This is a genomic window from Caulobacter sp. SRI_014 (assembly GCF_057586315.1).
The window spans coordinates 161,317-173,908 of sequence record NZ_JBYCZQ010000008.1; the positions used below are offsets into that span (position 1 = coordinate 161,317).

14 protein-coding genes are annotated in these 12,592 nt (G+C 63.9%); 8 read left to right on the plus strand and 6 right to left on the minus strand.

All coding sequences use genetic code 11. The annotated features are described in order from the left end of the window. The first annotated feature begins 6 nt into the window (after positions 1-6). On the plus strand, positions 7-1,332 hold the full coding sequence (locus AC2YG9_RS17310) for a hypothetical protein (protein WP_487299233.1): 1,326 nt from the start codon (positions 7-9) through the stop codon (positions 1,330-1,332). Here AC2YG9_RS17310 and AC2YG9_RS17315 read toward each other — a convergent pair whose 3' ends face one another. Next, positions 1,333-3,861, minus strand: a complete 2,529-nt coding sequence (locus AC2YG9_RS17315) for a CHASE3 domain-containing protein (RefSeq protein WP_487299234.1) — start codon at positions 3,859-3,861, stop codon at positions 1,333-1,335. Between the two features lie 93 nt (positions 3,862-3,954). Next, a complete protein-coding gene (locus tag AC2YG9_RS17320) occupies positions 3,955-4,674 on the minus strand; it encodes a glycoside hydrolase family 25 protein (protein ID WP_487299235.1) in 720 nt (239 codons plus the stop codon). Between the two features lie 686 nt (positions 4,675-5,360). Here AC2YG9_RS17320 and AC2YG9_RS17325 point away from each other — a divergent pair. From AC2YG9_RS17325 to AC2YG9_RS17355, 7 genes are all read left to right on the plus strand, one after another. Beyond that, positions 5,361-5,909 carry a hypothetical protein gene (locus tag AC2YG9_RS17325; RefSeq protein ID WP_487299236.1) on the plus strand — a complete coding sequence of 183 codons (549 nt, stop codon included), beginning with the start codon at positions 5,361-5,363 and terminating at the stop codon, positions 5,907-5,909. A gap of 27 nt (positions 5,910-5,936) precedes the next feature. Further along, positions 5,937-6,833 carry an AlbA family DNA-binding domain-containing protein gene (locus AC2YG9_RS17330; protein ID WP_487299237.1) on the plus strand — a complete coding sequence of 299 codons (897 nt, stop codon included), beginning with the start codon at positions 5,937-5,939 and terminating at the stop codon, positions 6,831-6,833. A 91-nt stretch (positions 6,834-6,924) separates the two neighbouring features. Continuing rightward, complete coding sequence (locus tag AC2YG9_RS17335; protein WP_487299238.1) at positions 6,925-7,602, plus strand: hypothetical protein; 678 nt, start codon at positions 6,925-6,927, stop codon at positions 7,600-7,602. A gap of 227 nt (positions 7,603-7,829) precedes the next feature. After that, positions 7,830-8,111, plus strand: coding sequence for a hypothetical protein (locus AC2YG9_RS17340; protein WP_487299239.1), 282 nt, complete (start codon positions 7,830-7,832; stop codon positions 8,109-8,111). After that, positions 8,111-9,004, plus strand: coding sequence for a TIR domain-containing protein (locus AC2YG9_RS17345; protein WP_487299240.1), 894 nt, complete (start codon positions 8,111-8,113; stop codon positions 9,002-9,004). Before AC2YG9_RS17340 ends, AC2YG9_RS17345 begins: the two co-directional genes overlap by 1 nt. Before the next feature lie 35 nt (positions 9,005-9,039). Then, on the plus strand, positions 9,040-9,792 hold the full coding sequence (locus AC2YG9_RS17350) for a hypothetical protein (RefSeq protein ID WP_487299241.1): 753 nt from the start codon (positions 9,040-9,042) through the stop codon (positions 9,790-9,792). A 36-nt stretch (positions 9,793-9,828) separates the two neighbouring features. Continuing rightward, positions 9,829-10,818, plus strand: coding sequence for a hypothetical protein (locus AC2YG9_RS17355; RefSeq protein ID WP_487299242.1), 990 nt, complete (start codon positions 9,829-9,831; stop codon positions 10,816-10,818). A gap of 56 nt (positions 10,819-10,874) precedes the next feature. Here AC2YG9_RS17355 and AC2YG9_RS17360 read toward each other — a convergent pair whose 3' ends face one another. From AC2YG9_RS17360 to AC2YG9_RS17375, 4 genes are read right to left on the minus strand one after another with little or no spacing between them, the layout of a single operon-like run. Further along, positions 10,875-11,024, minus strand: coding sequence for a hypothetical protein (locus AC2YG9_RS17360; RefSeq protein ID WP_487299243.1), 150 nt, complete (start codon positions 11,022-11,024; stop codon positions 10,875-10,877). Between the two features lie 46 nt (positions 11,025-11,070). Further along, positions 11,071-11,481 (minus strand): hypothetical protein, encoded by a 411-nt coding sequence (locus AC2YG9_RS17365; protein WP_487299244.1) that lies wholly within the window; start codon positions 11,479-11,481, stop codon positions 11,071-11,073. Between the two features lie 45 nt (positions 11,482-11,526). Further along, positions 11,527-11,976: a DUF411 domain-containing protein gene (locus tag AC2YG9_RS17370; RefSeq protein WP_487299245.1), complete on the minus strand. Its 450-nt coding sequence runs from the start codon at positions 11,974-11,976 to the stop codon at positions 11,527-11,529. Between the two features lie 15 nt (positions 11,977-11,991). Continuing rightward, positions 11,992-12,585, minus strand: coding sequence for a methyltransferase family protein (locus tag AC2YG9_RS17375; RefSeq protein ID WP_487299246.1), 594 nt, complete (start codon positions 12,583-12,585; stop codon positions 11,992-11,994). Positions 12,586-12,592 lie beyond the last annotated feature (7 nt).

Here is a 12,592-nt window from a genome sequence, read left to right on the forward strand (position 1 = left end):
GTCCCGATGACCTCGAATACCCTGCGCACGCTGCTCGGCGGAACGGCCCTTTTGGCCGTCTCCGGCGCCGCCTTGCCCGCCTTCGCCCAAACCCCACCGCCGGCGGAAGACCACGCCAACATGGACCACAGCCAGCATACCGACATGCCGGCGGGAGACCCCATGGAAGGCATGGACCACGGCATGACCAGCCCCTACGGCCCCTGGGCCATGGCGCGCGACGCCAGCGGCACCAGCTGGCAGCCGGAGGCCGCTGGGCACGGCGGCATCCATTCCAGCGCCGGCGACTGGATGGTGATGAGCCATGTCCTGCTCAACGCCGTCTACAGCGACCAGACCGGCCCGCGTGGCGATGACAAGGCCTTCCTCGCCGGCATGGTGATGACCTCAGCCAGCCGCGACTTCGGACCCACCACGGTCAATCTCCGCGCCATGCTCAGCCCCGATCCGCTGATGGGCGAGGAAGGCTATCCCCTGCTGCTGGCCGCCGGCGAGACGGCCGATGGCGTCGAGCCCCTCGTCGACCGGCAACATCCGCACGACCTGTTCATGGAGCTGTCGGCCAGCGTCTCCTACCGCTTCGGCGGCGACCAGAGCGTCTTCCTCTATGGCGGCCTGCCTGGCGAACCGGCCTTTGGTCCACCGGCCTTCATGCACCGTCCAGCGGCCATGGACAGCCCCGAGGCCCCGATCAGCCACCACTGGCTGGACTCGACCCACATCACCTTCGGCGTCCTGACCGCCGGCTACGCCAAGGGTCCGTTCAAGATCGAAGCCTCCCGCTTCCGGGGCCGTGAACCGGACGAGGAGCGCTACAACATCGAGACCGGCGCTCTCGACTCCAGCGCCGTGCGCTTCAGCTGGAACCCGAACGAGAACTGGGCCCTGCAGGCCAGCTGGGCCAGCATCAAGAGCCCCGAGGCCCTCGAGCCCGGCCATGACGAGCGCCGCGTCTCCCTGAGCGCGCTCTACACGCAGCAGTTCGGCGACACCAAGGTCTCGGGCACGCTGGCCTGGGCCCGAAAGGACGTCGTTCCCGGCGACACCTCCCAGGCCTGGGTCGTCGAGGGCGCGGTGCAGCCGGGTCCCTGGACGATCTTCACGCGCATGGAGCAGGTCGATCAATCGGAGCTGACCCTCGGCGTCCACCACGGGCCGCAGTACACGGTGCGCAAGGCCTCCCTGGGCGTCATCCACGACTGGTGGCTGGGCGACAATGTGCGGCTGGGCGTCGGCGGCCTGGTCAACGCCTTCGATATCCCGGCCCCGCTGTCGGCCAGCTACGGCGATCCCGGCGGCGGCATGGTCTTCGTCCGGCTGAAGATCGAGTAGTCAGCCCTTCAGCCGGCCAATGACCTTGGCCAGGGCGGCGGCGTCGTAGGGCTTTGTCAGCCAGGCGGCGCCGTCCGCATCCGCCGGTGCGACTTCACCGGTGGCGAAGACGACGCGCAGCTCGGGCCGCAGCGCCCGGGCCTGGGCCGCCAGGGCTTGGCCACTCATGCCGGGCAGGCCAAGATCGGTGAACAGGATATCGACGCGGCCGGTCCCCTCCAGAATGCTGAGAGCGCCGGGACCGTCGACCGCCTGCTCGACCGCATAGCCGAGGGACCCGATCATGTCGGCCGCCACCTCACGGACCAGGGCGTCGTCCTCGACCAGCAGCACCGTCGGCCGGGCCCCGCCCAAGGCCTGCATGACCTTCCGGGCCAGGGCCTCGCGACCGTAGGGCTTGGACAGCAGGTTGACGCCCTCGTCGAGGCGACCGTGGTGGACGATGGCGTTCTCGGTGTAGCCCGAGGTGTAGAGCACCGGCAGGCCCGGACGCAGCTTCTGAGCCTTGGCCACGAAATCGCGGGTCTTGATGGCGCCCGGCATGATGACGTCGGTGAACATCAGGTCCACCGCCGCGCCGCCATTGAGAATATCCAGCGCCGCCTGCGGCCCGTCGGCCTGCAGGGCCGTGAAACCCATGTCGGTCAGCATGGCCACGGCGGCCTCGCGCACCGCCTGTTCGTCCTCGACCACCAGCACGGTCTGGCCACGGCCGGCCGGGGCGCTGGCCTGGGTGGCGGTGCGTTCGACGGCGGCCTTGCGGGTGCGCGGCAGGTAGAGCTTGACCGTCGTGCCCTGGCCGACCTCGCTGTAGATCTTCACATGGCCGCCGGACTGTTTGACGAATCCATAGACCATCGAGAGGCCCAGGCCCGTCCCCTTGCCCTCGCCCTTGGTCGAGAAGAAGGGCTCGAACACCCGGGCCAGGGTTTCGGGGCTCATGCCGGCGCCGGTGTCTGAGACAGCGAGCAGGACGTACTGCCCGGGCTTCACGTCCGGCTCGGCGCGGGCGTAGTCGTCGTCGAGGGCGGCGTTGGCGACCTCGACGGTCAGGCGTCCGCCCTCGGGCATGGCGTCGCGGGCGTTGATGGCGAGGTTCAGCAGGGCGCTCTCGACCTGGGCCGGATCGGCCAGCGTATTCCACAGGCCGCCGGCGATGACCGTCTCGACCTCGATGCCCTCGCCCAATGTTCGGCGCATCAGTTCGGCCACCTCGCCGACCAGGCGGCCGAGGTTGATCGGCTGCGGCTCCAGCGGCTGGCGGCGGGCGAAGGCCAGCAGGCGGCGGGTCAGGTCGGCGGCGCGCTCGGCCCCGTGGATGGCGTTGCGCAGACGGCGGCGGGCCTTCTCGTCGGTGATGGTTGGTTCGATCAGTTCGAGGTTGGCGCGGATCACCTGCAGGAGGTTGTTGAAGTCGTGTGCGACGCCGCCGGTCAGCTGGCCGACCGCCTCCATGCGCTGGGCCCGACGCATCTGGCCTTCCTGGGCCTCGCGCTCGGTGACATCGCGGGCCGAGCCGACGATGCGCTCGATGCGGCCGCTTTTACCGCGCACCGGCACCAGCACCGATTCCCAGACCCGGGTGATCCCGCCCGGGAAGGGCAGTTCGTCGCGGGTCGACAGCGGCGCCCCGTTGTCGACCACCCGTTGGTAGTAGGCGCTGAGCGCCCGGGCGGCCGGGGCCGGCGCCAACTGTTCGACCGTCTTGCCGCGCATACGATCGGCCTTGAGGCCGGTGGCGGCTTCGAGGGCGGGATTGAGGTCCTCCATGGTGAACCGGCCATCGTCGAGCACGCCGATGACGAAGACATAGTCGGCGGTGTTGGCGAACACGGCGCTGTAGAGGGCGACGCTCTCCCGCTGGCCGTGCTGGGCGGCGTCACGATCGGTCAGGGCCTGCCCCAGCTGGTGATTGGCGCGGCCCAGTCCGAAGATGGCCCAGGCCAGGCCTGCCAGGGCGACGGCCGCGAAGATCAGGCCGATCAGGAAGCTGAGCTGCTCCTCCCCGTCCGCCTTTCGCTGGCGTTCGGCCAGCAGGGCCTTCTCCTTTTCGATGAGATCGCCGACCAGCCCGCGAATGCGGTCCATCTGGACCTTGCCGCGACCGGTCTCCAGCAGGTCTTGAGCGGCCTGCCTGTCGCCCGCACGGACAAGTCCGTTGATCCGCTCGATGATGGCCATGCGCAGGCTCAGGGCCCGCTCGATTTCCTTGACCAGAGCCGCCTGCTCGGGGTTGTCCGCGACCTGGGCCCGCAGACGGTCGCCTTCCGACGGCAGGCGCTCCGCGGCGATCCTGTAGGTTTCGAGGTAGGTCTCGTCGCGGGTCAGCATGTAGCCGCGCTGGCCATTCTCGGCGTCCTGGACGAGGGAAAACAGGCCCCGCGCCGTGTCGAGCACGGCATAGGTGTGCCGCTCCCAGCGGCGGCTCTCGCGCAGTGCGGTCACATGGTTGAAGGCCATGTAGGCGGTCAGCCCCGCCAGCACGACGACCAGAGCGATCGGGATCAGCAGGTTGCGGTTGCGCATCATCGGCGTGCGCCCCGCGACTTGGCCCCACCCAACGCTGCCCCACTCATCACTCGTCTCCGGCTCAAGCCGGAATGGCTAACAGGTCCGATGCGGTTAATACAGCGGGCCGCGTGCAAAGCTCTCGAAGGCGGCGGCGTCGCCGGCGAAGACGTTGAGGTCGACGGGTCCGGTCACCCCAGCCACCTCGCCGCGATTGTGGAACTGCCAGAAGGTCCAGGGGCGGCCCCAGATGCTGCCGTCGAAGGGCGGCATGACGATCTTGCGCTTCCACAGCGGCCGCCTGGGCAGGGCGTCGCCATGGGCCCGGTGGAAGTCGGGGGTGACATAGAGCACCGCCTGGCGACCGTAGCGGGCCTCGACGAGGGCCAGGAAGGCCTCCAGCTCGCGGCGCAGATCGGCGTCGGAAGGGATGGCGCCGCAGTTGCCGCCGAACTCGAGATCGACGGCCGGCGGCAGGGCGCCCGGAACCACCGGCACGGCGGCCAGGAAGTTGCGGGCCTGATCGGCGCCCGGCCGGCAGAAGGTGAAGAAGTGATAGGCCCCGACCTTCAAGCCGGCGGCCCGGGCCTCGCGCCAGTTGTCCTCGAACTCGCGGTCCCGGTGGTCACCGCCCTCGCTGGCCTTGAGGTAGGCGAAGGTGACGTCATCCCGCGCCACGGCCTGCCAGTCGATGCTCCCCTGGTGGTGCGAGACATCGATGCCGCGCACCGGATAGCGGGCCGGATCAGGCTCCCAACTTCGAAACGCGCGCCAGCCGGCGAAGGCGGCCAGGGGCAGCAGGACAAGGGCAAAAACGAGCAGGAGACGAACCATGCAACGCAATTGCCGGCGCGGGCGTGCAGGGGCGCTGCCTTGCTCCATGGAGAGATAAAGGAGATGGCTGGGGAACTAGGAGCCTCAGCCCCATCGAAATTCCGCTGCAAACTCAGCAAGTCAGCAACTTGGTCCGTCGAGCTGACGGAGGTTTCATTAGCAGGTCGTATTAGCGGCGCCGAACAGCCGATGGTCAAGCCTCGGAGCCTCGCGACGACTCCGTTGGCGTGTATACATTCCGTCTCATGAGCACTCGCAAACGTGTCTGGGCCTCCGTCCTTTTCGTGCTTCTGGCCATTCTGACGTTGAACGTCGAGAAAGTTGCAGAGGTCGTGGGGCTGGACAGGGTCCTCCTCCGATCAGGCGCTGCGGTCGATTGGGGTTATCAAAATACCTTGCTGGCGCCTTGGATGCTGCCGAGCGCCATGTTCGTGCTCGGCGCGCTGACGATGTGGATTCTGATGAGGGTCGGAGCCTCTATTGCCGCCCTCCCCCCGCCGAGCCGGTTCCAGCGACGGCAGCCATACCCCGCATGACTGTTCAAGACGCGGTCAGCTACATCACGACCCAGTCAGTCTGGACCCAAGATTCCCTGCCTCAATCCAACCCCGGCCACGCTGCGGCGCGGGACCTTCTCGACCTTTTGGCGGCAGGATCGATCACCGCCTTTGGCCGGGAGCTATCGAATGGGCGGCCTGGAACGCTGGCGCGGTTTGGGGCTGACTTTTGGCGAGATGCCCACATCGACGCCGATCAGTTCCTTCACCAAACCCAAGGTGATCACATGCTGCAAGGTCATTTCGGGATGGGGGCCTACTTCGATGTCCGGTTCTTCGAGGGCGAAATCCGCAGGGCTTTCCGGCAAAGCTGGACCTGCGTCGTCGGTGACCTTCGAGCTTCCGCTTGGTAGTAGTGCGTGCATGACCGAAATAGAACGCCCCAAGATGTGGACCCATGGGTTCGTGGAAGCGATCACCAGCCGCCATTACACCGAGGCGCAAGCCTGGATCGACGAGATCAACAGTCTGGCCGATCAGGCCCAGAAGTATCGGCCAAGCAAGGCACAGCAGCGCCGTTCCAACAGCGTTGCTGAGAACGCGTATGTCGCCCGAAAGTGGGAAGATTTGGCCGACCACCTCCTGGGGTGGATTCAGATGGGTGTGCCTGCGTCCGATCCGCAGATTGCAGAGGCATACCAACACATTCAGAAATGCCTCCAGGCAACCGGTCGATAACCGCGACGGGCAGGATGTGAGCGCGCCATGAGGACCTGGACAGAAGCCGACCTGGAGCGACTGATCGCCGACGCTGAGGCCGAGAGCAACATCCTGGAATACAAGGCGGCAGACGCGCTGTCGAAGCAGGACGCCAAGAAGCACGAAGTCGGAAAAGATGTTTCCGCCATGGCCAATGGGGCGGGCGGTGTCATCATCTACGGAATGGCTGAAGGCGCCGCCGGTCGCCCCTCTCATATCGACGGGATCGATCCTGCGGTCTTCTCCAGGGATTGGCTCGATCAGATCATCAAGTCCAACATCCAACCACCTGTTCAAGATGTCCTGATCGAGGTGGTGGGCCTTCAGGACGGAAAGGTCGCGTATGTGGTGACGGTCCCGCAAGCTATCACCCTTGCTCCTCATATGGCCCCGGACCATCGCTACTGGTGGCGCTCTAACGGCACGACCTCGCGGATGGTGGACTTCCAGGTCCGCGATGTGATGCGAAGGGCTACGACACCAGAACTCTTCGCCGAGGTAACGGTGTCAGGCCCGATGCCGGTCGGGTCAGATCATCGCGTGGAGATCATCGTCGAGGTCGGAAACCGGTCGATGGTCCCGGCCCTCTACACGACGATCACCCTCGCCGTGCCTGCCGAATATTCCAGCAGGGTCGTCCAGGATCATTGGAACTGGGGCCAGCCGTTCATGGCGGGCGGCATGCAGTTGAACCACTACGAGGTCAACCTGGCCGCCCCCAAGGACCAACCCATCTACAGCGGACGACCGACCAAGCTGAAGCGCCTGCTGCTGGTCATGCCGCCGACCACGGCAATGGCGCCGTTCGGCCTGCGTCTCGCGACCCCTGGCTTCAACTCCCAGCGAAAGGGCGTTCTCGTTTGGGACGCGCCAAACCGGATCACATTGGACTGGGATGCCTGACGGGCCGCTGACAGGATAGGCAGGCATCCAGTCTTGCATCATTGAATATGTCAGTCTGGAAGTAGGCCCGGCAGCTACGAGGCGGTAAAAAATGCTCAAGATCACTAGACCTGTTGGCATCAGTATATGCGTATGTTTGTTGGCCTGGGTAACCCAGAGGGCCGCACCCCATGCTGCCGAGCCAACGCATTCCGCTGTTTTTCCTGATGCCGCCGCCGCCGTTGAGCCCATTCAGCTATCGGACCTGATCGCCACTGCACTTCCCGCGAAAGGGTCAACGCGGATCGAGTGGGATCACATGACGGACGCACCCATCGTTTGGGTTACAGTCGGCGTGGAAACACGTGAGAGCGGCGACTACACGCGAACAGGACTTGCCCGCGTGAGGATCGGAGATCGGTTCTCCAGCACGCTACGACAGAAGCGTGTCGAGCTGGCTTGGACGGTCACCCTGACCTCGGCGAACTCGATCAAATGGGGAGTAGAAGGCATCCTGATCGAACCAGGCGTCGCGGAGGAGATGTGCTTCGGGTCGCTGTTTGAGTTGTGTGATTTCGAGGCCGCTGATTTTAGCAACGCCCCTTTGGCTGTCCGGCTCGTCTGCGAAGCCGGAGAAGGCATGAACTTCCACAAGAAATATCGCGTTCAAGCGCCGGGCAAGCGAGACGGCCTGCTTGTCCTCATGACGTCGGGCGGCTCTGGTGGGGCTAGTTCATCTATCCTCATTTCGCCATGGCCTGATGAGAAAGTAACATGCACTTCGGAATAGAATGCTCATAGGCACCCTGGCCGTAGTGGAGGCCGCGACAGCGACGTTCGACCGCAGATGGCTAGGTGTCGGAGAATCCGAGGTGGAAGGTCCAAGGTGCCACGTGTTTGTGTCCGGCAAAAGCGTTCGATAGGGCTGTTCCGGAACGCTGTGGACTACCCCTCTCTGACTTGAACCCCGCCGCAAATAATCCCACGCTGCATGACTAGACGTTTGCTGGAGATGATATGGCGAAGATTACGGGGTTGGACGGCTTGACCAAGAAAATGAAGGGGCTGGCCAAGTTCGCTAAGGAGCTAGATGGCGAACTGTGCAAGGTGGCCTTCGATCCTCATGATCCTGGCAGCATTGATCGGGCAATCGCCGAAATGGAGGCGGCCATTGACGCAAAGGCAGCGTCATACGGTTCAAACGATTGGGTCGATAACGTAGCTCGACAAGCCAAAGAGACATTGCGTAGTCGCCTCCTTGAATCCGCAGCCCAAAAGCGGTTGGAGTCGAACGTTTAATGCCCGTCGCTGCTGCGCTGACAGACCTGAACAATGCCGTCCTGGACCTTCAGTCGGCGGACTTCGACAACTATGGGCGGCCCCTCAAGAAATTAGCGCACGTCCTGGCGGACCCCAGCCTCAGGGCCATCAATGATGAACTCAGGTCCGCTGTTGATTTCGAAGGCTTCCTCGGCGCGGCGACCCAACGGAACATGGGCAGCGACATACTGAACTGGCCGTTGGATAAGACCGAGGAACTCGGCCTGACACTAATACTGATCGAGCGGGGCGCTGCCGACCCGGACTGGTTCTTAAATTTCGCCCACCAATACTACGACGGCGGGGCCAAACACATCGCCAGCCTTCGAAAGCTGATCTCGTCGGCGATCATCCCGTTTGGCCGCGACTACAGGACTCATGTCATGTCTAAGGTTGAGCCGAACACCTTCGTTCGAGCGCGGGGCGCGTCAGATCGGACGAAGGTCTTCATCGTCCATGGTCACGAAGAAGCTCCTCGGGAGATGGTTGCCCGACTGATTGAAAAGCTCGGACTGGACGCGATCATCCTTCACGAACAGACGAGCCGAGGGATGACGGTTGCGGAAAAGCTGGAGGCCCATGGCGACGTTGGCTTTGCTGTTGTCCTTATGACCCCGGACGATGTCGGTCGAAGCGTTGCGGCCTCGAAGGAAAGGCCGCGCGCGCGGCAGAACGTGGTCTTGGAATTGGGATACTTCCTGGGACGCCTCGGGAGGGACCGGGTTTGCGCTCTGAAGAAGGGCGACATCGAGATTCCGTCGGATTTCGACGGCGTCGTGTACACGCCTATCGATGCCGCCGGGGCGTGGCGCTTCGCATTGGCCAGAGAGCTACGCGACGCTGGTTATGAAGTCGATTTGAACGTCCTCTAGCCAGCACCGCGACAATGCCGCCCGGAGCCCCCTCTATGCTGGACAACCTTCTGATCTTCCTAGGTTGGCTTAGCGGCGGGACAATCACACTCGCGACTGTGGTCTTGGTGTCATATGCCGTATTCAAGTTCCTGGCCAAGAGGTGGTTGGAAGATAAATTTCAGAAGGGACTGGAGGACTATCGTCACGCCCGCGCCAAAGAGATCGAACGCCTGAAGTATGAGGTAAATGCGCTTCTCGACCGGGCCACTAAGTTCCACCAGCAAGAGTTCGATGTGCTGCCAGAACTTTGGCGTCTGCTATGCCTCGCGATCTCCGAAGCTCGAAACGTCTTGGCCCCACTGCAACTCGCGACCGATATCACGAGCTTATCGGACGACCAGCTTGACTCCTTTCTGAAGAGGAGCCCCCTCGATGATGTTGAGCAGGCGCGGGTCAAGGGCGCGACGAAGTATGAGCGCAGCCCTCTTTTTCAAGACCTGGAACGTGGGCATCGGCTGCGGTCGGCGTGGCAGAAGTGGACGGAGTTCAACGACTACCTGATCGTAAAGGGCATCTTTGTCGAACCAGAACTTCGCGTGAAATGCCGCAGGCTGAGCGCACTGATCGCCGATGCCTTCGATGAATACCGGGAGGCGGTGTCGGAAACCGGTCGTCCCATCAGTCCCGAGCGACATGATACCTGGAAGGCGTTGAGGGAAGAGGGCGACAACCTACGCCAGGAGATCGAGGAGGCGGTATCATCTCGCCTTTGGAGCAAGACCGATCAGACGACGCTGCTTCCCTGATAGTGGCGTCCGCTTAGCCGGAATATGAAGGTCTGCATGAAGTGGCGCGCGAAAACCCTGGACGAGATCGCCGACATGATCTGCGGCAACGGCAACGTTGATGAGGTGCATTTCGGATATCGCACTGGTTGGGACCTGACCAAGTTCTTCGCCGACATGGAAACGGGTTACCGGCACGACGGCACGTCCAGGACGTCGTGGGTTGCATCGGCGCTCTCCCAAGCCATGAGCGGCCCTCAGCCCGCCGCGCACACGCCCCCCGACGAGATTTGTCGGATCATCGCGGGCCTGATGGACCGTCATGACGCCCACAACGAGGGGACCGACAGGCCGGAGGCGATGGCAAGGCTCAATCGAGCCTTGGCCCGAGAAGACTTCGAAGCCTTCTACGGTCCTGATGGGCGCTGCTACTTGCGGCACATCGGGACCAACACCGTGGCGTCGGGTACGCCCAATCCCCACCGCCCCTTCAGCGCTGCGGAACTTGAACGACGCGAGCGCCTGTCCGCTTTCCTACAGAAGTCATCTGAGGACTCGCTGATCGAAGAGGTCCTGGTGCCGCTGCTTCGCCAGTCAGGCTTCCAACGGGTGTCCGTGGCTGGGCACCGGGACAAGGCCCTGGAATACGGCAAAGACCTATGGATGAAGTTCACCTTGCCCACCCAGCACGTGCTGTATTTTGGGTTGCAGGTCAAAAAAGGAAAGCTTGATGCGTCCGGAGCATCTTCGGCGACCAACGCCAACGTGGCAGAGATTCTAAACCAAACCACCATGATGCTGGGTCACGAGATATTCGATCCGGAAACCAACAGGCGGGTCTTGGTCGATCACGCCTTCATTGTCGCCGGTGGCGAGATCACCAAGGCGGCTCGGAACTGGCTTGGCGGCAAGCTGGACCAGAGCAAACGTAGCCAGGTCATGTTTATGGACAGGGATGACCTACTGAACCTGTTCGTGGTTTCCAACCTGCCGCTCCCCGCCGGGGCCGTCGATCAAACCGACATCGACGACGAGCTCCCCTTCTAGACGTGGAAACGCCCGCGCCTTGCGGCGCGGGCGTCCCTACTCAGGTTGCTAGTCCCTTACGGGCAGCAGGGCATCGAGACGCCGCAGCAGGCGGCCAAGGCCGCGCAGCAGGACGCCACGGCTTTCACCGCCTCGGGAGAGGCCGCGAAGGCTGCGGTGCCGGAGGCGAGCACCAGAAGGGTCGCCGTGGTCAGGATACGTTTCATCTTTGATCTCCGAATGTTGGTTTGAGTTGGTTTTGCTCGGGACCAATCATCGAGGAGGGGGGTATTCGGGCCGCAGAGATATCCCCTCGCCTGCCGTGTCCATCATCTGAAAGGCGGCGGGCGTTAGTGGCGCGATGGGCGCGGCGGCCACAGGCGGGAGCGGCACGACGGCGCCGCAGACCAACGGGCAGTCGAACGAGCAGCGGGGCATCTGGTCGTGGCTTCCGCCGTCGCGCTCTCCGCAATCAGACATCGTGCTCGCCATTTCCTGGGCGTGTTGGTCCGGCTGGCAGATCGATCCGGTCGCCGCCAGCGCGCTGGTGACAACCAGGAACGGCATGAGGGCGATGAGCAGTATTCGCAGAAGGGACGAGCGCAGCGCGTTCAAGCGGAAATCTCCGAAGGCACCGTTCTGCACCTTCCAGCAGGGCCGAACAATGGCGGAGACGCCGTTCACGTCGGACTATGAACTTCAAGGGCTGGGGCGCCTTCACGTCGCCGGTCACGCGTGCCGGGCAAACACCCGCGACTTGCCGCCCTTCAGCAGCAGGAGCGTTTCATAGGGCTCGCGGTCGCCGCCCGCCGTCTCCATTCCGGGCGAACCAAGGGGCATTCCCGGCACCGACAGGCCGATGGCGTCCGGCGCTTCCTTCAACAGGCGCTCGACATCGGCAGGCGGAACATGGCCCACGGTGAAGTAGGCGCCGATATTGGCCACATGACAGGAGGACAGTTCGTCGGGAACGCCGCGCTGCCGCCAGAGGGGGCTGATGTCCTCCATGTTCACGACCTTTGGCCGGAAGCCCGCCTTGGCCATGGCGTCGATCCATCCGCCGCAGCAGGGGCAGGTCGGTGTCTTGTAGACGACCAGATCGCGCGGCGGCGCGGCCTGAGCGCATGAGGCGGAGACCAGCCCTACGACGCCTCCCAAAACAGTGCGGCGACCAATCATCTGCATCACTCCGACCTATTTGACAAAGGCCCACCGGGGCACCCGGCCCCGGTAGTTCGTATACTCGGAGCCCAGCATGCGCCCAAGGTGATCCTCTTCCAGCCGCACCTGGACCTGCATCAGAACCTCGCCCAGCAGGAAGGCGGCCAGGGTCGCGGCGTTGGGCCAGAGCAGCAGCAGGCCGAGGAGGTTGAGCCTTATCGAGAGGAAGATCGGGTTTCTGGATATCGAGAAGACGCCGATCTGGACAAGGGCCGTGGGGCGACCCGTGTCGATGCCGATCCGCCAGGACCGGCCCATCTGGGCCTGGGCGACGACGATCAGGATCAGCGACCCCACCAGCAACACGATGCCACCGATCCTGACGGCGGCATGGTCGAGCCAGGGCAGCGGCCCGAACTGATCCATCGGGAGCCAGAGGGCGGCGATCAGCACGGCGAACAGGCCGAGGATCAGCAGCCGGAAACCTTTGGAGACGACACCGTAGGCCGTGTCGTCGAAGGGCAAGACAAAGGCGTTGATCCGGTCGCGTCGCCAGAGACGCCACGTCGGCCAGACGAACGCGACCGCGAAATAAGTCAGGAAGTAGGCCAGCAGGGTGGCGGGCATGATCTCG